Annotated in this window: 17 protein-coding genes and 1 pseudogene; 9 read left to right on the top strand and 9 right to left on the bottom strand. The window is 71.4% G+C overall.

Translation table 11 applies throughout. The features are described 5' to 3' along the window. Window positions 1-12: 12 nt before the first annotated feature. The 4 genes from ACTJKJ_RS26040 to ACTJKJ_RS26025 all read right to left on the bottom strand — a co-directional run bounded on the left by ACTJKJ_RS26040 (window position 13) and on the right by ACTJKJ_RS26025 (window position 6,705). Entirely contained in the window at window positions 13-1,488 is a 1,476-nt protein-coding gene (locus ACTJKJ_RS26040; protein ID WP_440823037.1) for a TolC family protein, read from the bottom strand. Then, window positions 1,485-4,637 (bottom strand): efflux RND transporter permease subunit, encoded by a 3,153-nt coding sequence (locus tag ACTJKJ_RS26035; RefSeq protein ID WP_440823035.1) that lies wholly within the window; start codon window positions 4,635-4,637, stop codon window positions 1,485-1,487. The genes ACTJKJ_RS26040 and ACTJKJ_RS26035 overlap by 4 nt, the downstream gene beginning before the upstream one ends. Further along, complete coding sequence (locus ACTJKJ_RS26030) at window positions 4,630-5,814, bottom strand: efflux RND transporter periplasmic adaptor subunit (RefSeq protein ID WP_440823033.1); 1,185 nt, start codon at window positions 5,812-5,814, stop codon at window positions 4,630-4,632. Before ACTJKJ_RS26030 ends, ACTJKJ_RS26035 begins: the two co-directional genes overlap by 8 nt. Before the next feature lie 276 nt (window positions 5,815-6,090). After that, complete coding sequence (locus tag ACTJKJ_RS26025) at window positions 6,091-6,705, bottom strand: mechanosensitive ion channel family protein (protein ID WP_091721971.1); 615 nt, start codon at window positions 6,703-6,705, stop codon at window positions 6,091-6,093. A gap of 276 nt (window positions 6,706-6,981) precedes the next feature. Here ACTJKJ_RS26025 and ACTJKJ_RS26020 point away from each other — a divergent pair, with 276 nt between their 5' ends. Further along, on the top strand, window positions 6,982-7,965 hold the full coding sequence (locus ACTJKJ_RS26020) for a dienelactone hydrolase family protein (protein WP_440823031.1): 984 nt from the start codon (window positions 6,982-6,984) through the stop codon (window positions 7,963-7,965). Between the two features lie 91 nt (window positions 7,966-8,056). On the opposite strand, the gene ACTJKJ_RS26015 is transcribed toward ACTJKJ_RS26020, so the two are convergent. Next, a complete protein-coding gene (locus ACTJKJ_RS26015) occupies window positions 8,057-8,980 on the bottom strand; it encodes a M14 family metallopeptidase (RefSeq protein WP_440823029.1) in 924 nt (307 codons plus the stop codon). Window positions 8,981-9,142: 162 nt separating this feature from the next. Between ACTJKJ_RS26015 and ACTJKJ_RS26010 the strand changes: the two genes are divergently transcribed. After that, complete coding sequence (locus ACTJKJ_RS26010) at window positions 9,143-9,484, top strand: hypothetical protein (protein WP_440823027.1); 342 nt, start codon at window positions 9,143-9,145, stop codon at window positions 9,482-9,484. Window positions 9,485-9,637: 153 nt separating this feature from the next. Here the strand turns inward: ACTJKJ_RS26010 and ACTJKJ_RS26005 are convergent, their stop codons facing one another. Beyond that, window positions 9,638-9,889 (bottom strand): hypothetical protein, encoded by a 252-nt coding sequence (locus ACTJKJ_RS26005; RefSeq protein WP_440823025.1) that lies wholly within the window; start codon window positions 9,887-9,889, stop codon window positions 9,638-9,640. A gap of 185 nt (window positions 9,890-10,074) precedes the next feature. Continuing rightward, entirely contained in the window at window positions 10,075-10,848 is a 774-nt protein-coding gene (locus tag ACTJKJ_RS26000) for an SDR family oxidoreductase (protein WP_440823023.1), read from the bottom strand. An 85-nt stretch (window positions 10,849-10,933) separates the two neighbouring features. Here ACTJKJ_RS26000 and ACTJKJ_RS25995 point away from each other — a divergent pair, with 85 nt between their 5' ends. From ACTJKJ_RS25995 to ACTJKJ_RS25980, 4 genes are all read left to right on the top strand, one after another. Then, window positions 10,934-11,707 (top strand): ThuA domain-containing protein, encoded by a 774-nt coding sequence (locus ACTJKJ_RS25995; RefSeq protein WP_440823021.1) that lies wholly within the window; start codon window positions 10,934-10,936, stop codon window positions 11,705-11,707. A 255-nt stretch (window positions 11,708-11,962) separates the two neighbouring features. Continuing rightward, window positions 11,963-14,008, top strand: coding sequence for a peptidase inhibitor family I36 protein (locus ACTJKJ_RS25990; protein WP_440823019.1), 2,046 nt, complete (start codon window positions 11,963-11,965; stop codon window positions 14,006-14,008). A 134-nt stretch (window positions 14,009-14,142) separates the two neighbouring features. After that, window positions 14,143-14,562: a GFA family protein gene (locus tag ACTJKJ_RS25985; protein ID WP_440823017.1), complete on the top strand. Its 420-nt coding sequence runs from the start codon at window positions 14,143-14,145 to the stop codon at window positions 14,560-14,562. A gap of 61 nt (window positions 14,563-14,623) precedes the next feature. Next, window positions 14,624-14,995, top strand: coding sequence for a VOC family protein (locus tag ACTJKJ_RS25980; protein WP_440823015.1), 372 nt, complete (start codon window positions 14,624-14,626; stop codon window positions 14,993-14,995). 39 nt (window positions 14,996-15,034) lie between these two features. Here the strand turns inward: ACTJKJ_RS25980 and ACTJKJ_RS25975 are convergent, their stop codons facing one another. Together ACTJKJ_RS25975 and ACTJKJ_RS25970 are read right to left on the bottom strand one after the other, a co-directional pair. Continuing rightward, a complete protein-coding gene (locus ACTJKJ_RS25975; RefSeq protein ID WP_141225212.1) occupies window positions 15,035-15,568 on the bottom strand; it encodes a hypothetical protein in 534 nt (177 codons plus the stop codon). Next, window positions 15,525-16,262 carry a hypothetical protein gene (locus tag ACTJKJ_RS25970; RefSeq protein WP_440823013.1) on the bottom strand — a complete coding sequence of 246 codons (738 nt, stop codon included), beginning with the start codon at window positions 16,260-16,262 and terminating at the stop codon, window positions 15,525-15,527. The genes ACTJKJ_RS25975 and ACTJKJ_RS25970 overlap by 44 nt, the downstream gene beginning before the upstream one ends. 243 nt (window positions 16,263-16,505) lie before the next feature. On the opposite strand from ACTJKJ_RS25970, the gene chvE reads away from it, so the two are divergent. The 3 genes and pseudogenes from chvE to ACTJKJ_RS25955 form a co-directional block, all read left to right on the top strand. Then, window positions 16,506-17,600 (top strand): multiple monosaccharide ABC transporter substrate-binding protein, encoded by a 1,095-nt coding sequence (gene chvE / locus ACTJKJ_RS25965; RefSeq protein WP_440823011.1) that lies wholly within the window; start codon window positions 16,506-16,508, stop codon window positions 17,598-17,600. Between the two features lie 17 nt (window positions 17,601-17,617). Then, a complete protein-coding gene (locus ACTJKJ_RS25960; protein WP_297384725.1) occupies window positions 17,618-19,198 on the top strand; it encodes an ATP-binding cassette domain-containing protein in 1,581 nt (526 codons plus the stop codon). Beyond that, window positions 19,191-19,415 (top strand): annotated as a pseudogene (locus ACTJKJ_RS25955) (sugar ABC transporter permease); the annotation flags it as partial. The gene ACTJKJ_RS25960 and the pseudogene ACTJKJ_RS25955, both read left to right, overlap by 8 nt.

Genomic DNA, 19,415 nt, shown 5'->3' with positions numbered 1-19,415 from the left:
TTCCCCGCTGGCTCAAGGCGCCGGCGCGCGGCCGAGGCTGAGCTGCAGCCGCACGGTGGCGGCGGCGAGCTCGCTGCGTGCCTGCAGGTAGGCGAGCTCGGTGTCGTCCGCCGCGCGCTGGGCCGACAGCAGCTCCAGCAGCGAGGCGGCGCCCTGCCGGTACGAGAGGCGCAGGCCTTCCACCACGCGCCGCGCGTCGCCCAGGGTCGCGTCGCGGTAGCGGGTCAGGTTCTCGAGCGCGGCGCGGTACTGGGCGTGGGTCGCGCGGACGTCGGCCTGCGCCTGGAGCTCGGTCTGGCGCAGCGCGAGCAGGGCCTGGGTGACGGCCGACTCGGCCTGCACCAGGTCGCCGCGGTCCAACCGCGACAGCGGGATCGGCACCGAGACCGAGACCGACACGGTGTTGGACCGCGGCGAGGGGGCGACCGCCGAGCCGTCCGCCGCCACGCCGCGGTGTCCCTGCGGCGTGTAGCCGTAGTTGAGGCTGACGCTCGGATCGACCCAGCGGTTGGCGCGGACCAGGTCCGCGGCGGCACGGGCGCTGTCCACCGCCGCGCGGGCGATGCGCACGTCGTCGCGCTGATCGAGCGCTCGCGCCACGAGGGCATCGAGCGCCTCGCCCTCGTGGCTCCCCTCGATGCCGCCCGAGCCGCCGATGGCCTCGATGCCCTCGATGCCGTCGAGTCCCTCGGGCGCCAGTCCGTCGCGGAAGGTGCACAGCGGCGACGCGTCGCCGAAGGCCTCGCGCCAGCGGCGACCCAGCGGCGCGGCCAGCGCTTCCATGGCGGTCCGGGCGTCGGCCCTCGCGCGCACGACGGTGGCGAGGAACTGATCGCGCTCGTTGCGCGATTGCAGCAGCTCCAGGCCGCCGAGATCGCCGGCGCCATGGCGTCGCTCGTTCATCCGGACGATGTCGCCCAGCGCGGCCAGCGAGGCCTCCTGCCGCTGCAGCGCCTCGCGCGTGCGGCAGGCCTCGATGAAGGCGGCGGCCGCGTCCGCGGCGGCCTGGCGACCGGCGCCGGCCAACGCGGCTTCGCCGGCGCTCACCTGGCTGCGCGCGGCCGCGACGCGGCGCTCGCGCTTGTCGCCGGTCTCGATCGTGTAGCTCAGCCCGATGCTCTGCGCCAGACGCGGCTTGGGGCGCACCTCCCGGCTGAGCTCCGCCGGCCCGACACCGAGCGACAGCGACGGATCGGGCCGCAGTCCCGCCATCGGCACGCCCGCGCGTGCGGCCGCCACCGCCTCGCGCTGCGCGGCGATCGCATTGCTGAAGCGCTCCACCGCGTCCAGGTAGGCGGCGAAGGGAACGCCGGCGGCGTCGGTATTGGCGTCCGGCGTCGACGCATATGTCATCGGGTAACCGGTCATAAGCGCGACTGCCAGGACCAGGGCGTCACGGCGGCTGGTCGGACGCCGGCGCTGACCCGTGGTCTCAGCGGTGATGCCGGCGCCTTCGCGGCGAGGGGTGAGGAAGAAGAGGCGCTTCATGCCAGGGGTTCCGATGCTGGGTCGTGGTCGTGGTCGTGGTCGTGGTCGTGATCGAGCGTCGCCTGCGCGGCACGCCGGGCGGCGGCGCGCTCCACGCGCGCTTCGATCGCGTGGTAGAGGGCCGGGAGGAGCAGCAGCGTGAGCAGCGTCGCCGTCACCAGCCCGCCGACGACGACCGTGGCCAGCGGTCTTTGGACGTCGCTGCCCAGGCCCGTGGCCAGCATCGCGGGCGTCAAGCCGAAGGCCGCGACCGCCGCCGTCATCAGCACCGGGCGCATGCGGCCGGCGGCGCCTTCGAGCACCGCCTCGCGCAGCGGCCGGCCGTCGTCGCGCCGCAGCCGGTTGATCTGCGCCACCATCAGCACGCCGCCGAGCACGGCCACGCCGAACAGCGCGATGAAGCCCACGGCGCTGGAGACATTCAGCGTCATGCCGCGCAGGTGCAGCGCCGCGAAGCCGCCGATCATCGCCAGCGGCACCACCCCCAGCACCAGCAGCGGCTGGCGCAGGTTGCGGAACTCGGCGAAGAGCAACAGCAGCATCACCCCCAGCGTCAGCGGCAGGATCACCGCCAGGCGCTGCTGCGCGCGCTGCAGGTTCTCGAACTGCCCGCCCCACTCGAGGCGCCAGCGCTGGCGGTCGAAACGGACCTGCCGCTCGAGCGCGGGCTGGGCCTCGGCGAGGAAGCTCGACAGGTCGCGGCCCCGCGTGTTGAGCCGCACGATGAGATGGCGCTGGCCCATCTCGCGCACGATGACGCTCTCGCCCACCGTCGTGCGGATGCGCGCGACGTCCGACAGCGGCACCTGCGCGCCATTGGCCCCCGTCAGGCGCAGATCACCGATCGCCTGCGGGCTGGCGCGCGACTCGGGCGTGAAGCGGACCGTCATGTCGTAGCTCTTCTCGCCGACGTAGACCTGCCCGATGGCCGCGCCGCCGATGCCGGTGGACACCAGCGTGGCGACGTCGGCGGCGTTGATGCCCAGCCGCGCCGCGGCGGCGCGGTCCAGGTCGATACGCAGGTTGGGCAGCGGCGGCTCGACGTCCACCGCCACGTCGGCGGCGCCCGGCACCGTCCGCAGCACCTCGGCCACCCGGGCCGCGATGCGGCGTCCTTCGTCGAGGTCGTCGCCGAAGACCTTGACCACCAGGTCGCTGTGCGCGCCCGACAGCTTGTCCTGCACGCCGTCGATCATCGGCTGCATGAACGACACGCTGTAGCCCGGCATGCGGGCATAACGCTCGGCCAGGCGCCGGATCAGTCCCTGCTTGCCGCCCGGCGCGGTCCAGCGCTCGTAGGGCGTGAGGCTGATGCTGGCCTCGATGTGGGAGGGCGTCCAGTAGTCGGTACCGTCGTCGTTGCGACCGGTCTGCGTGACCACGTGGGCGACCTCGGGGAACTCCAGCGTCGCGCGGCGCAGCGCATCGGCCATGCCGGCGGCCTTCTCCAGCGTGATGCCGGGCGGCATCTGGACCTGCAGCCAGATCGAGCCCTCGTCGAGGTAGGGCAGGAAGTCCCGCCCGATCGTGCCGGCCAGCGCGGCCAGGGCCAGCGCCGACGCGATCAGCGCCGCCGCCAGCCAGCGGCCGCGTCCGACGGCGCGCGCGAGGAAGTCGGCATACCGCGCCTGCAGCGCCTCCAGCGGCCGGTTGCGGAAGGGCGGGCGCGGCCGCCGGAAGGCCAGCCAGGCCAGCGCCGGCGTGAGCGTCAGCGCCACCAGCAGCGCGCCCACCAGCGCCGCGCCGACCGCGTAGGCCATTGGGCTGAAGAGCTTGTACTCGATGCGCTCGAACGCGAACAGCGGCAGGTAGGCCGCGGCGATCACCGCCATGCCGAAGAAGATCGGCCGCGCCACCTGCAGCGTCGCGACGATCGCGTCGCGCGGGGTCAGCGGCCGGTCGGCCGCCTGCTCGCGCCGGCGCAGCAGGTGCTCGACGACCACGACGGCGCCGTCCACGAGGATGCCGAAGTCGATCGCACCCAGCGACAGCAGGTTGGCCGGCACATGGGCGTGGTGCATGAAGATGAAGGCCGCCAGCAGCGCCAGCGGGATGGTGACGGCCACGACCAGCGCCGCGCGTGGACTGCCGAGGAAGAGCAGCAGCACCAGCGTGACGACGACCATGCCTTCCACCAGGGTGTGGCCGACGGTGTGCGACGTCGCCTCGATCAGCGTGGCGCGGTCGAGGTAGGGCACCACCTTGACGTCGCCGGGCAGCAGCGCCGTGTTGAGCTCGTCGACGGCCGCGTGCAGGCCATCGAGCGTGCGCGACGGGTTGGTGTCCTTGAGCAGCAGCACGATGCCCTCGATCGTGTCGCCGTCGGTGTCCTTGCCCAGGATGCCGCGGCGTTCGACCTCGCCCAGGCGCAGCTCGCCCAGGTCCTGGACCAGCACCGGCACGCCGGCGGCCGTCTTCACCACCACGTTGCCCATGTCCTGCAGCGAGCGCAGCAGGCCGACGCCACGCACGACATAGGACTGCTCGCCGCGGTCGATCACGCTGCCGCCGCCGCTGCTGTTGTTGGCGTTCAGCGCGTCCACGACCTGGCTCAGCGTCAGGCCGTACTGCGTCAGCCGCGCGGGATCGAGCGAGAGCATGAACTGCGTGGTCAGCCCGCCGAAGTTGGTGACGTCCACGACGCCCGCCACCTTCTTCAGCCGCGGGATGACGGTCCAGGCCTGCAGCTCGGAGAGTTCGCGCAGGCTGCGCGTGGGGCTCTCCAACGTGTAGCGGTAGATCTCGCCGGTGGGCGAGGTGTAGGGATCCAGCCCCGGCCGCGCGCCATAGGGCAGCGAGAGCTCGGCCAGGCGCTCCTGCAGCCGCTCGCGCGACCAGTAGCCCTCGACGCCGTCCTGGAACACCACGGTCACCAGCGACAGGCCGAACAGGCTGCGCGTGCGCAGCACCTGCATGCCGGGCGTGCCGAGTAGGGCGCGCTCGATCGGGATCGTGATCTGCTGCTCGACCTCCTCGGCGGCCAGGCCGTTGACCTGCGTGACGATCTGCGAGGTCACGTCGGCGATGTCCGGATAGGCCTCGATGGGCAACTGCCGGAAGCTGTGGACGCCGTAGAGCGCGGCGAAGGCGAAGACCAGCCAGACGATGCCGCGGCGGTCGAAGCACAGGGTGACGAGGCGCTCAATCATGGAGGAGCACTCCGTCGCGCACGACCACGCGCTCGCCGGGCCGCAGGCCCGAGACGATCTCCACCTGGTCGCCCAGCGCGGCGCCGACGCTCACCTCGCGGGCGACATACCGACCCGGCGCGCGTTCGACGAAGACGCGGGTGAACAGGCCCTCCTGCAGCAGCGCCGAGGCGGGCACCACCGGCGCGGGGTGCGAGGGACCGGCGAAGCGCAGCTTCACGAACATGCCGGGCCGCAGGCGGCCGTCGGCGTTGTCCAGGATCAGGCGGACCTTGACGGTGCGGGTGTCGGGATCCAGCACCTCGCCGATGTAGCGCACCGTGCCGGCGCGCGGATCGTCGGGATAGGCGTTCAGCACGACCTGGGCCGACTGCCCGACGAAGATCCTGGCCAGGTCCTTCTCCGGCACGGCGGCGGTCACCGAGACCCGGCTCAGGTCCGCGATCGTCATCAGCGGCGCATTGACGTCGTTCCAGTAGCCGCCCGGCGCGGCGTTCATCTCGATGACGCGGCCGGCCAGCGGCGCGCGGACCGACAGGCGACGCCCGGCGTTGTCGTCCGCGCTCGCGCCCAGCTGTGCGAGCCGGGCCTGCGCGGTACGCAGGTCGTTGGCCGCCTGCGCGCGGGCGAGCTGCGCGGCCTCCAGGTCCTTGCGCGCGGCGATGTCGGCGTCGAAGAGGAGTTGCTGGCGGTCGAGGTCGCGGCCTGCCTGGGCGGCCGCGTCGCGCGCCCTGGCCGCATCGCCGCGGGCCGCGCTCAGGTCGGACGAGTCCAGCGTGAAGAGCACGTCGCCGGCGCGCACCGGATCGCCCAGCGCGCGGTGCAGTCCCACCACGCGACCCGTGACCGGCGGCGCGATGCGGGCGAGGTGGTCGGGCAGCGCCTCGATCGTGCCGGGCGCGGCGATGGGCTGCTCGACGGCCTGGCTCCGCACCGCGGCGACCACGAGGCGCTCGCGCAGCGGCGAGTCCGCCGGCACCACGATGTCCGCGCCCTCGCGGTGCGGGGACGCCGTCGCGGCGGTCGCGGCGGGCGGGGCGGAGGCGGCGTGGGCCGGGGAGTCGTCACAGCCGGCGAGCCAGAGCGGCGCGCTGGCGAGCAGGAGCAGGCAGGCCGGGGTCGTGAACGACCGTGGCGTGCCGCGGTCGGCAATGCGGAAGAAGCGGAGAGGCAGCATGAGGGGCTCCTGCGGGCGACGGCCGCAGAACGCCCCTCAAGCGTGGGCTGGAGGGATCCGGACGGTCGTCGCTCGCGGCGAAGGGAATCGGCGAGGGGCAGCGGCGGGTGCCGCGTGGCGTTGACAACTGGGGTCGGGATCCATGGCGGCTCCTTGGGGACTGGACGGGCAAGCGGACAGGCCGGGCCGCCAGTGCGACGCGACGAGCGGCAGGTTACGCAGTCGTTCCTGAAGAAACCCTGAACTTGCAGCCATGTCCGGGCTCACACCCGAAAGTCATTCAAGCCTGATCTGTTGCGCCGGCAGGATCGCCCCGTCGGCCGCGGAGCCGTGCCAGCGCCGCAGCGCGCGCTGGAAGAACAGGCTGTTGGGCAGTTGCAGGCTGGTGCCACTGGCCGGGTCGCCGCTTTCGAGCAGCGTCGTGTAGACCAGGTTGATGTCGACCACGCGGCCCTTCACGCCGGGCTTGTCGCCGGATTCCAGCAGTTCCACGACGTCGCCGACGCGGAAGGCGCGGGTGACGTAGATCAGCAGCGCGCAGAAGAGGTTGGACAGCACGCTCCACGCGGCGAAGAACGCGACCGCGCCCACGGTCGCGAAGCCGGTGAAGGCGGTCCAGAGGACGGCGCCGGAGACGCCCAGCCGCTCCAGCGACCAGAGCACGGCGCCGCCATAGATCAGCACCGCGACCGAGCGCAGGAAGACCGTGGCGACGGTCACGGGCAAGGCGTAGGCGCTGGTGAGCTTGCGGGTGAGGTGACGCGCGATGCGCATCACGAGCCAGGCGCCCAGACCGATCAGGATGACCTCGATCAGCGGGACCAGGAGGTCGAGCCACTCGGCGGCCCAGGCGGGCAGGACATCGTGCAGGAGCCGGTTCAACTTGTTCATGGGAGGCGAGTGTCGGTGCCTTCGGCGGGGAATGTCTGTATCGGCATGAACGCCCTCGCCCCGCGAGGAGCGGGAGGGCAGGGAGAGCGGCTGCTTCGAAGGGCGGCAGCGCCGTGGCGGGATCTCGTGTGCCCGAAGGGTGGGACAACCGACGAGCCGGCCGCGCGGCGGCACGCGGTTAACCTCCGGCGGCCGCTCACGTCCCGTGTGGCGGCCTCGCTCACGAGGAGCGCCGGCCGGGCGCCCCGCCGCGTTCCTTCACTGCCCGAGGGCTTCATGCATCGACTGTTCCGAGTCCTGGTCTCCGTGTGCGTGCTCGGCCTGTCCGTCACGGCCGCGCGCGCCGACGACAGCACCCGCATCGCGTTCGACAGCTTCACGCCCAAGTCGCTCTTCGACCTCGCACGCGAGCGCCGCGCGCAATGGGTGCCGACGCCGGTATGGGGCGATCTGAGCCTGCCGGCCGGTGTTGCCGGACCGGTGCCCGCGATCGTGCTCGCGCACGGCAGCGATGGCGTGGGGCCGGGTCTGCAGCAGTGGGTCCAGGCCTTCAACGGCATCGGCGTGGCGACCTTCATTGTCGACAGCTTCGCGCCGCGAGGCGTGTCGTCGACCGCGGCGGACCAGACCAGCGTGCCGGCCGCGGCCAACGTGATGGACGCCTTCCAGGCGCTGCGGTTGCTGTCGGCCGACCCCCGCATCGACGCCAGGCGCATCGGCATCATGGGTTTCTCGCGCGGCGGCACCGTGGCGCTGCAGACGGCCCAGTTGCCGTTTCTGCGGGCCGTGGTGAAGACCGGCCAGGCCTTCGCGCTGCACATCGCGACCTATGCCGGCTGCTCGCAGATCTATACCTCGCCGAACGTCACGCGCGCGCCGCTGCTCAACCTGGTGGGCGCCGCCGACGACTACACGCATCCGGAGCCTTGCGAGGCGCTGGGCCTCGAGTACGCCACGCTGGGCACGCCGGTGGAGACGCATCGCTACGCCGATGCGCATCATGCGTGGGACAGCCTGCTGCCGGTGCGCTACCGGGCCGATGCGACCAGCGGCTACGCCTGCGGCGTCATCCGCACCGACATCCCGACCTGGGTGGTGACCTCCGAGCGCACCGGGCAGGTGATCCCGTCGGACCAGCTGACGGCGTTCATCAACGCGTGCATGACGCGCGGCGCGCACGTCGGCCGCAACGAGGCCGCCTTCCAGGCCTCGCGCGAGGACGCGACACGCTTCGTGCGGCGCGTGTTCTTCGGCCAGTGAAGGCCGCGTCGAATCCGGCACACTCGCCCGCCAATGTCGGCTGTTCGCGCCGGCGGCCGGTGTTGTGAACTGAGCGGGGGCGAGCCCCGCTTCAATGCGCGTGCGCGAGCGCGAAATCCAGCGCCGCGCACACGGCCGTCACCTGCGCCGCGACGCATTCGTCCGGCGTGGTGCGCGGGCTGTCGGGATAGACCTCGGTGGTGGTGGTGAAGGGCGCGCCGGTGAGGCTCGCGCACAGGCCGGACTGGCGCACCGGGAACTCGATCACGCCGTCCGCGATCACCGGGAAGCCGATGATCCGGCCCTGCGCGTCGGGCGGCGCGATGTGGGTCACGCGCCGCACCGCCTCGATCACGGCCTGCTGGAAATCGAACCGCGTGGTCTCGCTGTCGCCGACCAGATAGAAGCCGTCCGGCACGCCGTCGCGGTCGGGCTCCTTGCCGTCGCGGGCCGCCAGCGCCGGCTGAAATTCGGTGGCGTCGGTGTCGGTGGTTTCGTGCAGGTCGATGTGCAGCAGGAACCGGCCCGCCAGCGGCTCGACCAGCGCGATCAGCGCGCTCGACTCCGCGGCCTCGCGGCGCGCGCCGAAGTTGCGGTTGGGATCGACCGCGTGGTAGTTCCAGCGGCAGATCCGCTCATAGGCCCAGGGGCTGACGCAGGGCACGACCAGCAGGTTGACGCGGCCGGCGTAGCGCGCCGCGTGGTCCTCGGCGAAACCCAGCGCGCCCAGCACGCCGCTGGTCTCGTAGCCATGGACGCCGCCGGTGACCAGCGCGACGGGCAGCTCCGGCCGCCAGTCGCGGCTCTTGAGCGCCAGCAGGGAGTAGCGGTCGTCGCCGTAGGCGAGCTCGCCATAGCGGACGATCTCGAAATCGTCGGCGAGCGCCTCGACGCGCGGGACCACGTCCTGGTCGTGGCGGCGATGCCGGACCTGGCGCTCGCGCCAGGCGATCCGTTCCGCGTCGCCCCAGGGGACGCCGGGAGTGCCGATGGGATAAAAGCGCGCTGTGCTCATGCTGGCTTCCGGAAGAGGGTTGGACCGATGGCCCGCGATGATGCCGCAAGGCAGGGAGGCCGGCCGTCGGTCACGGTGAGGGCCCGACGCCGGCAGGGGAGAATGCGCGTCGCTCGGGCGGCGCTGTCCACGGCGGCTGCCCGCGACCTCTGGTGCCTGGACATGAAAGACCTCGACATGCAGCGTTTTCGGATCGCGGCGGCCGGCCTGGCCACCCTCGGCCTCACGGCCTGCCAGTCGCCCGCGCCATCGGACGATCCGTCCTGGACCACGCAGGCCGTCTCGATCTATCGGACGGAAGCGGACGCCCTCGACGTCGTGGCGGGCCGGTTCGGGCCGGTGCCGCTCGCGTTGGAACGCAGCGCCGACCTGGTCGTGCTGGGGCGAAGCTCATGCTCCTCGACCGCCGTGAAGGTCCGCAATGCCCAGGGCGTCATCGGATGGACGCCCGCGAGCGGGGTGTCCGACCCCGGACCTTGCCCGCTGCCATCCGGCCCGGCGTGATCGCCTGATCGAACGCGCAAATCCGCGGACGAGCGGACGACCGGAAATCGCCCGCCCGGAACGACAGAACGCCCGGCATGCCGGGCGTTCTGCATGGAGCGATCCGACGGCGTCCGGGCGCGGATCGCGCCGCCGACACAGCGGCCCGCGGGCTCACTGGATCGAGGCGACCTGCGTGTCGGCGGACGCGTCGCGCCGGCCGGTGATGACGACGGTGGGCAGTTGCTCGCGCTTGACCGAGATCACCACCGGATCGAGCGTGATGATCGAGGCGCGCAACTCGCGCTGGCCCTGGGCGTGGGCCATGCCCAGCGCCAGCGTCAGGGCGGCGACGGCGCCGAAGGCGACGGCCTTGACCGTGGTGTGAGTGGCGGAAGCGAGGGCGAGGCGGCGGGTGGTGCTCATGTCGATCTCCTGAAGCGGTGTGCGGTGTCGATGGAGTCAGTGTCGTCATCGCCGACGCGCCTTTCGAGCGGCGGGCGACGAAGCCGCATCGCGACGGCGCGAACTGCATCGGCGCCGGACAGACCGTCGGCAGCCGGCGCCCATCGGTTCCGTCGAAGCAGCGCTGGCGCTCCAGGAAGACCGCGTCAGCGGCCGCCCGCCACGTCCAGGGTCGCGCCCACCGTGTAGCTCGCCGCCGGGGACAGCAGCCAGGCGATCGCCTCCGCGATCTCCTCCGCCCGGCCCAGCCGCCCGATCGGGACGGTGGCGGCGGCCGCCGCGAGCAACGCCGGCAACTCGGCGGCGGGCCGGCTGTCGGCATGGATCTCGGTCTCGATGATCCCGGGCCGCACGCCGTTCACCCGGATGCCCTGGCCGATCAGCTCCTGGCCCAGGCTCAGCGTCAACGTGTCGACCGCCCCCTTGCTGGCGGCGTAGTCGCTGTAGAGATCCGCCGAGCCCCGCTGCGCCGCGCGCGACGACAGGTTGACGATCGCGCCGCCGGCGCCGCCGCGGGCGGTGCTCATGCGCAGCGCCGCCTGCTGCGTGCAGAAGACGACGCTGAAGACGTTGACCTCGAACATGCGACGCAGCCGCTCGGGCGTGATGCCGTCCAGCGAGGTGGCGGGCGCCACGATGCCGGCGTTGTTGACCAGCCCGGTGACGCGGCCGAGCGCCTCGTCGACCTGCCGGAACATCGCCTCGACCTGCGCCGGATCGGCGACGTCCGCCTGCACGGTCAGCGCGCGCCGGCCCAGGCGGCGGACGTCCTGCGCGACCGCCTCCGCCGCGGCGGCGTCGTGCCGGTAGTTGAGCGCCAGGTCGTGCCCCTGGCGGGCCAGCAGCCGGGCGGTGGCGGCTCCGATGCCGCGGCTGGCGCCGGTGATGAGGGTGAGGGGGCGGGCGGTGTCGGTGCTCATGCGGCGGATTCTGCGCCGCCCGCGGCGGTCACCGGCACGCGGTCCTGGCATCATCGCGCCTTCGTCCTCTCGACCAGGAAGTTCCATGGGCCAGCGTCTCCGCTTCTTCGCAATGGCGCTGGGCCTGCTGGCCGTGACGCCGCTGGCACTGGCCGAGCAGTTCAAGGTGCTGGTCTTCAGCAAGACCGCGGGCTGGCATCACGAGTCCATCCCGGCCGGCGTGGCGGCGATCCAGCGGCTCGGGCAGCTGCACGACTTCGGCGTGTTCTGGACCGAGGACGCGAACCGCGTGATGAACGACCAGGAACTGGCGAAGTACCAGGCCGTCGTCTTCCTCCTCACGACCGGCGACGTCCTGGACGCGGCGCAGCAGGCGGCCTTCGAGCGCTACATCCGCGCCGGCGGCGGCTTCGTGGGCGTGCACAGCGCCGCGGACACGGAACACGGCTGGCCCTGGTACGGGCGCCTGGTGGGGCGGATGTTCCAGGCGCATCCGGCCAACCAGACGGCGACGCTGGTGGTGCAGGACGGCAACTTCCCCGGCATGGACCGCTTCCCGCGGCGCTTCCTCTTCACCGAGGAGTGGTATCAGTTCGGGCCGCCCCGGTCGGAGGGCCTGAAGGTGCTGCTGACGGTGGACGAGCGGACCTACCAGCCCGCCACCGAATGGGGCGGCAAGCCGGTCGCGCCCATGGGCGCCAGCCACCCGATCAGCTGGTACCAGCGGGTCGACGGTGGGCGCAGCTTCTACACCGCCCTCGGCCACCTGCCCGCCACCTACGGCGACGAGCGGTTCCAGCACCACCTGTTCGGCGGCATCTACTGGGCCGCCACCGGCAAGGGTTTCAGCGCCGAGTGAGCCCGGTGGGATGGGTGAGCCGGGCGAGCCGCTCTGACGCTGCCCCGCTCCCCTGAATCGGCGACGCGCGCGTCGTATCGGATGCAACCGGGCGTTGCGCGCGCGGGGCCCTTCGTGTCTGTCCTGTAAAGCGCGCGGCCTGGGCGCCGCTTGCGGCCGCTTACGAATCGGCGCCTTCGGTTGCAGGGCGTGCGAGGGGCGCTCCGAATAATCCGCCGCCCTTGAGGCACCCCACATCCCCGGAGGACGGATTCCATGACGATCACTTCGACGCGCCCCGGTGGCGCTCCCCGCCTGCATCCGCTGGCCCTGTCGCTGGCGCTGGCCGGCGTGCTCGCCGGTTGCGGCGGCGGTGGATCCTCCGACGAGGCGGCGGTCCAGGAGGCCAGCGTGCCCGGCGGCGCCGCCTCGGCCGGCGCCACCGCGACGGCGACGGCCGCGCAGGTGTGCTTCTACGAGCACGCGAACTATGCCGGCGCCAGCCTGTGCCGCAGCACCACCACCAGCTGGATCGGCCCGACCTGGAACGACCGCATCTCGTCGATCCGCGTGCCGGCCGGCTACAAGGTCGAGCTCTTCGCGGACCAGAACTTCCGCGGCGCCACCGTCACCCTGACGGCGGACAACGCCAACCTGGTGGGCGTGGCCCTGAACGACGCGGTGTCCTCGATGCGCGTCACGCCGCCCGCGGCGCCGTCCAACGTGACCCTGGCCTCGGTGCAGTTCGCGCAGTCGATGCTCTACGCCAGCGGCGACAGCCAGCTGGTGCTGGTCGCCAACAAGCCCACGCTGCTGAAGGTCAACGTGACCGCGCCGGCCGGCACCGCCGCGCCGACCGGCGTCGTGCGCGTCGACAACACCGTCGACGGCACCAGCCGCGACCTGCCGCTGGCGCCGCCGCGGCGCGGCCTGCCGACGACCGTGTCGGAGACGCAGTCCTTCGACGACGCCTACAGCGTCACCGTGCCGGCCGAGCTGGTGAAGAGCGGCCTGAAGGTCACGGTGACCGTCGCCGGCGCCGCGGCGCAGAGCTTCACGCCGCGGGTGGGCGGCGGCACGCCGATGCGCTTCATCCCGATCCCGGTGCGCATCGCCGGCACCACCGGCCAGCTGCCGGCCGACCAGACCGCGCACCTGCGCGCGCTGTTCCCGGTGTCGTCGGTGACGCTGCGTTCGCATCCGACCTTCGTGTCGTCCAAGGTGACGACGCTGCCGACCACGGACTCGGGCTGGAGCGATGCCTTCGGCAAGATCCTGGGCGAGCTCAACGACCTGCACCGCATCGAAGGCGCCGCGCGCCAGGACTACTACTTCGGCTTCATCCCCAAGCGCACCTGGGGCCTGGCGGGCCTGGGCTACATGCCCGGCAGCTCGGCCGTCGGCTTCGACATGCCGAGCGCGCCGGACACCGTGCGCGACGTGGTGGCGCACGAGCTGGGCCACAACTTCTCGCTGCCGCACGCGGCCTGCGGCGGCGCGGGTTCGCCGGACCCCAACTATCCGTACCCGGACGCCAACCTGGGCAAGCCGGGCCGCTACATCTGGAGCTACCTGTCGGACGTGAACGCGTTCTACGACCCGCGCCCGACCGACCGCCACGACATCATGAGCTACTGCGGCGGCACGGTGTTCTCGGACTACAACTACCGCCGCATGCAGACCTTCCTGACGCCGTCGGACGCGGTGGCGGCCGGCGCGACGGCCAAGAGCGCCGCAGCCTCCGCGGACGGCGACAGCAAGGCGGCGGCGCAGGACGTGCTGCTGGTCAGCGGCAGCATCCGCGGCCGCCAGGTCGAGATCAATCCGGTCAAGACGCTGGTCGCCAAGCCGGACGCGGCCGGCGGCCCGTACGTGCTGCGCGTGCAGACCGCGGGCGGCGAGGTGAAGGACTACGCCTTCTCGGCCCAGTCGCTGGACCATGATGGCGACCAGTTGCACTTCAGCGTGCTGGTGCCCAAGGCCGACAACATCGTCGGCATCAGCGTGCTGCGCGATGGCGCGACGCTGGCGCAGGCCCAGGCGCGCGTGACCAACGCCCGCCAGAAGGCGCTGGCGGCCGGCACCAGCCGCGCGCAGGTGCAGGTGAAGGAAGCCGGCGGCAAGGCCACGCTGCGCTGGGACGCCGAGGCGACGCCCTTCCTGAGCGTGACCTGGACCGACGGCACCCGCCGCCTGAACCTGGCGCAGGACCTGCAGGGCGGCGAGGTGACGCTGGACACGCAGGAGCTGCCGACTGGCGGCCGCTTCGAGTTCATCGTGTCGGACGGCCTGAACGCGCAGCGCGTCGAGCTGTCGCGCTGAGCCCGGACCGAGCCGGAGGCCGGGGCCTTGGCGCCTGGCCTTCGGCCTCGACGTCGACCTGAATGGACGCGCCGCGTGTCGGGAGATCGCGGCGCGTCTTGCATTGCGGCGGCAGGCCGTTATCGTCGAGCCCCATGACCTCATCCCCTTCCGATCGCGGGCCCGAGCGCCTCGCGGCCTGCTGTTGCGGCCAGCTCAGCGCGCGCGTCGTGGGCCATCCGGTGCGGGTGTCCATCTGCCACTGCCTGGCCTGCCAGCGCCGCACCGGCAGCGTCTTTGGCCAGCAGGCGCGCTTCCGCCGCGAGGAGGTGACGGTGGCCGGCCGCTCGACCGAATACGTGCGCGTCGGCGACGAGGGCACGCGGGCGCGCTTCCATTTCTGTCCGGAATGCGGCTCGACGGTCTTCTACGAGCCCGAGGCGCTGCCGGACTTCATCGCGATTCCCGTCGGCGCCTTCGCCGATCCGACCTTCCCCGCGCCCACCGTGTCGGTCTACGAGGACCGCATGCACGCCTGGGTCGTGCCGCCGCCGGACGCGGAGCACTGGGGCTGAGCGCCGGGCCGGCGCCATCGCTTCCCCGCCGCGTCGCGTCATTCCAAGCACAGGAGCTTTCATGTTCGACCACGTCAAGTTCGGCGTCCGCGACTACGCCGCCAGCAAGGCCTTCTACCTGCAGGCGCTGGCGCCGATCGGCGTGTCGGTGGTCGGGGAGGGCGAGCCTTCCTACGGCGCGGAACTGAGCGCCGGGGGCGAGTCCTCGCTGTGCCTGTTCGAGACCACCGAGACGCCGGCCCACCTGCACATCGCATTCGTGGCGCCGCGGCGCGAGCAGGTCGATGCCTTCCATCGCGCCGCCCTGGCCGCCGGTGGCCGCGACAACGGACCGCCCGGACTGCGTCCGACGTACCACCCGAACTACTACGCGGCCTTCGTCATCGATCCGGACGGGCACAACATCGAGATGGTCTGCCACGCTCCGGCGTGAGGCCGACTTGATGTCGGGGTGAGGCCAACGTGAGGCGGGTCAGCGGCAGAAGCCCTCGTCCCAGGCGCGCGTGCCGTAGAGCACAGGCATCAGGCGGCGAGGCCCGGAGGGATCGGCTGGATCGGCCGCCAGGCAGAACTTGGCCATGTAACCCCGGGTGGGATCGGACCGGTCCGATGAGCGGATGTTCAGGTAGACCTGGTAGACCCGGCCGGGCTGCAGCATCGGTGCAGTCGCGGGCCGCGCGCTTGCGCCGTCCGGTGCCTGGCCATAGGCGAAGCAGCTGGCCGACGACATCGTCTCCAGGCGCTGCGCATCCAGCAGCACCGACCAGACCTCGGCGACCGGGCTGACCGACACATCACTGACCATCACCGCCTGCAAGCGGATCGTGGGCCCGCGCGCAGCCTCCTTGGCGCTGATCGTGAAGCAGGGCTGGCCCTCCTGGAGCCGCACTTCGGCGTCGCCTACCCGCGAGGTCGCGCAGGCCGTGCCGAGCGCGGCGCACAAGGCCAGCGCCAGCGTCGCGTCAAGGCAGGTTCGCGGTGTCGGACGGGTTGGTGAGGAAGGCATTCAGCACCTCTTCGAAAAGGGCCAGTTGTTGCGCGAACTGCGCCTGCCGCATCGCCTGCGGCGCGTTCAGGTGCTTGAGCGCGAAGTAGTCGGCCAGCAGGTCGCCCTGTGACTCCATGTTGTAGTCGCCCAGCTTGGCGCCAGCCTTGAGCTCGTAGTCGTAGCCCAACCCGATGCGGATGGCACCACGCAGCCGCACCGGGTAACCGAGTTGGTACTGCCAGACATGCACCATCTCGTGGATGAACCACTGCTTGGTGTAGACGTCGGTTGATGAGAAGTCTTCCTTGAAGTGCTTCTTGTTGAAATAGATCTCCCCGTTGGGCGTCATCGCCGTGTCGTCGGGCTGCAAGCCGAAGGGAAGGTACTCGTCGTTGTGGACCTTCACCCGGCTGTAGTCGATCGCGTCCTTGAAGAGCAGCCGCGCCATTGCGATCTCGCCGCTGGTGAGAGGGCGGACCCCGCCTTCTGGCGTGGCCAACGGCCGCAGCGGCGCCGGGACATTGACGGCCCGTGCTGGAGGGATGACCTCCCCGGCCAGCATCGTCCAGGAAGTGTCGAGACTCGTGCCGATACCGGCGTCCAGGCCGATCGGCCCGGGGCGCGGCGAGGGGCCGAGGCACCGTGTGCCGGGGTCGGACAGCATCTGGCGGACGTCCAGCCCAATCGGGCCCGGAACAAGGGCACGTGCCATGGGAGCCTTTCAGCGAGGGATGCCGGTGGCGTTCCCGGCGATCCGACGATGTTGCCCGCTCGCGGACGCCGCGGCAAATGACTCTCGGCCAAGCGCACGCGCGACCGCTGTGCGCTGCCGCACACAAGCCGCCATCGCGGGAGACCGATAACCGGCGCGCCTCGCTCGATATCCAAACTGGGATCGACAAAGCCGGCGCGTGGCAGTAAAAACCGGCGTTCATAAAACATTCAGGAGACAAAAATGTTTCATACAGGTTGGAGCCGGCGTGCCGCGCTCGTTCGCGCGGTGCTGATCGTCGGCGGTGCGACGCTGGGCTTGCTGGCCGGCGGCGCTCGTGCCGAGGACAAGGGCCTGGTCGGCATCGCGATGCCGACCAAGAGCTCGGCCCGCTGGATCGCCGATGGCGACAACATGGTCAAGGCCTTCCAGGCCAAGGGCTACAAGACCGACCTGCAGTACGCCGAGGACGACATCCCCAACCAGCTCGCGCAGATCGAGAACCTCATCACCCGCAAGGTGAAGGTGCTGGTGATCGCGCCGATCGACGGCTCGGCGCTGTCGCCGGTGCTGCAGAAGGCCGCCGACCGCGGCATCAAGGTCGTCGCCTACGACCGGCTCATCAAGGGCACGAAGAACGTCGACTACTACGTCACCTTCGACAACTTCCAGGTCGGCGTGATGCAGGGCCAGAGCCTGGTCGACAAGCTCGGCCTGGCGCAGGGCAAGGGCCCGTTCAACATCGAGCTCTTCGGCGGCTCGCCGGACGACAACAACGCGGCCTTCTTCTACGACGGCGCGATGTCGGTGCTCAAGCCGTATATCGACAGCGGCAAGCTGGTCGTGCGCAGCAAGCAGCTGGGCATGGCCAAGGTCGGCACGCTGCGCTGGGACGCCGCCACCGCGCAGGCCCGCATGGACAACCTGCTGTCGGCCTTCTATGGCAAGGACAAGCTGCATGCGGTGCTGTCGCCGTACGACGGCATCAGCATCGGCATCCTGTCCTCGCTGAAGGGCGCCGGCTACTGCACTGCCAAGCAGCCGTGCCCGGTCGTTTCGGGCCAGGACGCGGAGCTGCCGTCGGTCAAGTCCATCCTCAAGCACGAGCAGGCCAGCACCGTGTTCAAGGACACACGCCAGCTGGCGCAGGCGGCGGCTACCGTCAGCGACGAGATGCTGGCCGGCAAGACGCCCGCCGCGGTCAACGACACCAAGACCTACAACAACGGCGTGAAAGTCGTGCCCAGCGTGCTGCTCAAGCCGGTCTCGGTCGACGCGGCCAACGTGAAGCCGGTGCTGGTCGACAGCGGCTACTACAAGGACACGCAACTGCGCTGAGGCGCGGTCATCGGTCCATGAACGCGACAACCCACGACAGCGCGGCCCCGGCCCCGCTGCTGGCGCTGCGCGGCATCACCAAGCGGTTCCCCGGCGTCGCGGCGCTGGAGGACGTGCGGTTGTCCGTGCGCGCCGGCGAGATCCATGCGCTCTGCGGCGAGAACGGCGCCGGCAAGTCGACGCTGATGAAGGTGGTGTCGGGCGTCTACCCGCACCCCGACCACGGCGGCGACTACGGCGGCGAGCTCTGCTTCGACGGCGAGGTGCGCCGCTTCGCCGGCATCGCCGACAGCGAGCGGCTGGGCATCATCATCATTCACCAGGAGCTGGCGCTGGTGCCGCAGCTCTCGATCGCGGAGAACCTGTTCCTCGGTCATGAGCCGGCGCGGCTGGGTGTCATCGACCGCATGGCGATGCACCAGCGCGCGGTCGAGCTGCTGGCGCGGGTGGGCCTGCGGGCCTCGCCACAGACGCCGGTCGGCGAGCTCGGCGTCGGCCAGCAGCAGCTGGTGGAGATCGCCAAGGCGCTGGCCAAGGAAGTGCGGCTGCTCATCCTGGACGAGCCCACCGCCAGCCTCAACGACACCGACAGCGACGCGCTCCTGGACCTGCTGCTCGAGCTCAAGCGCCAGGGCATCGCGTCCATCCTGATCTCGCACAAGCTCAAGGAAGTGACGCGCGTCGCCGATGGCCTGACGGTGCTGCGCGACGGGCGCTCCATCCTCAGCCTGGACTGCGCCACCGATCCGATCTCCGAGGCGCGGATCATCCAGGCGATGGTCGGCCGCGACCTGTCCGAGCGCTATCCACCGCGCACGCCGGCGATCGGCGAGCTGCTCTTCGAGCTGCGCGACTGGCGCGCGTTCCACCCGGTGCAGGCCGGGCGCGAGGTGGTCAAGGGCGTCGACCTGACGGTGCGCCGCGGCGAGATCGTCGGCATCGCCGGGCTGATGGGCGCGGGCCGGACCGAACTCGCGATGAGCGTGTTCGGCCGCAGCTACGGCCGGCGCATCAGCGGCACGGCGCGCATGGACGGGCGCGAGGTCGACCTGTCGACGGTGCCCAAGGCCATCCACGCGGGCCTGGCCTACGTGACCGAGGACCGCAAGTCGCTGGGCCTGCTGCTGGAGGAGTCGGTCGCGGTCAACACCTCGCTGGCGCACCTGGGCGGCGTGTCGCGCGGCGGCGTGATGGACCGGGCGCGCGAGCACCAGGTCGCGCAGGACTTCCGGCGCCAGCTCGGCACCCGCTGCGCGGGCGTGGACCAGCGCGTCGTGCACCTGTCCGGCGGCAACCAGCAGAAGGTGGTGCTGGCCAAGTGGCTGTTCGCCGGGCCGCGGCTGCTGATCCTGGATGAGCCGACGCGCGGCATCGATGTCGGCGCGAAGTACGAGATCTACAGCCTGATCGCCGGCCTGGCGGCGCGCGGCTGCGGCATCCTGCTGATCTCCTCGGAGATGCCGGAGCTGCTGGGCCTGTGCGACCGGCTGTATGTGATGAACGAGGGGCGCATGGTGGCGGAGTTCCCGGCCGCCGGCACGACCCAGGAAATGATCATGGGCGCCATCGTCGGCGCCGGAGAAGTCGCTCATGTCTGAACCGATCGCGGCGTCCGTGACGCCGCCGGCCGCCGCGTCCGCGGGCCTCGGCCACTTCCTCAAGCGCCATCTGCGCGACTACGGCATGTTGCTGTCGCTGGTGGCGATCATGGCGCTCTTCGAGGTGCTGACCGACGGCACGCTGCTGGAGCCGCTGAACCTCACCAACCTGGTCCTGCAGAACAGCTACATCGTCATCATGGCGCTGGGCATGCTG

The sequence above is a fragment of the Roseateles sp. 22389 genome (genome assembly GCF_052044995.1).
Taxonomy (GTDB): domain Bacteria; phylum Pseudomonadota; class Gammaproteobacteria; order Burkholderiales; family Burkholderiaceae_C; genus Roseateles.
This window is presented reverse-complemented; position numbering and strand designations above follow the sequence as displayed.

What these genes read in the sequence shown, in the direction of transcription:
- ACTJKJ_RS26040 (WP_440823037.1), bottom strand. Translation starts at nt 1,488, where the DNA reads ATGAAGCGCCTCTTCTTCCTCACCCCTCGCCGCGAAGGCGCCGGCATC.
- ACTJKJ_RS26035 (WP_440823035.1), bottom strand. Translation starts at nt 4,637, where the DNA reads ATGATTGAGCGCCTCGTCACCCTGTGCTTCGACCGCCGCGGCATCGTC.
- ACTJKJ_RS26030 (WP_440823033.1), bottom strand. Translation starts at nt 5,814, where the DNA reads ATGCTGCCTCTCCGCTTCTTCCGCATTGCCGACCGCGGCACGCCACGG.
- ACTJKJ_RS26025 (WP_091721971.1), bottom strand. Translation starts at nt 6,705, where the DNA reads ATGAACAAGTTGAACCGGCTCCTGCACGATGTCCTGCCCGCCTGGGCC.
- ACTJKJ_RS26020 (WP_440823031.1), top strand. Translation starts at nt 6,982, where the DNA reads ATGCATCGACTGTTCCGAGTCCTGGTCTCCGTGTGCGTGCTCGGCCTG.
- ACTJKJ_RS26015 (WP_440823029.1), bottom strand. Translation starts at nt 8,980, where the DNA reads ATGAGCACAGCGCGCTTTTATCCCATCGGCACTCCCGGCGTCCCCTGG.
- ACTJKJ_RS26010 (WP_440823027.1), top strand. Translation starts at nt 9,143, where the DNA reads ATGAAAGACCTCGACATGCAGCGTTTTCGGATCGCGGCGGCCGGCCTG.
- ACTJKJ_RS26005 (WP_440823025.1), bottom strand. Translation starts at nt 9,889, where the DNA reads ATGAGCACCACCCGCCGCCTCGCCCTCGCTTCCGCCACTCACACCACG.
- ACTJKJ_RS26000 (WP_440823023.1), bottom strand. Translation starts at nt 10,848, where the DNA reads ATGAGCACCGACACCGCCCGCCCCCTCACCCTCATCACCGGCGCCAGC.
- ACTJKJ_RS25995 (WP_440823021.1), top strand. Translation starts at nt 10,934, where the DNA reads ATGGGCCAGCGTCTCCGCTTCTTCGCAATGGCGCTGGGCCTGCTGGCC.
- ACTJKJ_RS25990 (WP_440823019.1), top strand. Translation starts at nt 11,963, where the DNA reads ATGACGATCACTTCGACGCGCCCCGGTGGCGCTCCCCGCCTGCATCCG.
- ACTJKJ_RS25985 (WP_440823017.1), top strand. Translation starts at nt 14,143, where the DNA reads ATGACCTCATCCCCTTCCGATCGCGGGCCCGAGCGCCTCGCGGCCTGC.
- ACTJKJ_RS25980 (WP_440823015.1), top strand. Translation starts at nt 14,624, where the DNA reads ATGTTCGACCACGTCAAGTTCGGCGTCCGCGACTACGCCGCCAGCAAG.
- ACTJKJ_RS25975 (WP_141225212.1), bottom strand. Translation starts at nt 15,568, where the DNA reads ATGCCTTCCTCACCAACCCGTCCGACACCGCGAACCTGCCTTGACGCG.
- ACTJKJ_RS25970 (WP_440823013.1), bottom strand. Translation starts at nt 16,262, where the DNA reads ATGGCACGTGCCCTTGTTCCGGGCCCGATTGGGCTGGACGTCCGCCAG.
- chvE (WP_440823011.1), top strand. Translation starts at nt 16,506, where the DNA reads ATGTTTCATACAGGTTGGAGCCGGCGTGCCGCGCTCGTTCGCGCGGTG.
- ACTJKJ_RS25960 (WP_297384725.1), top strand. Translation starts at nt 17,618, where the DNA reads ATGAACGCGACAACCCACGACAGCGCGGCCCCGGCCCCGCTGCTGGCG.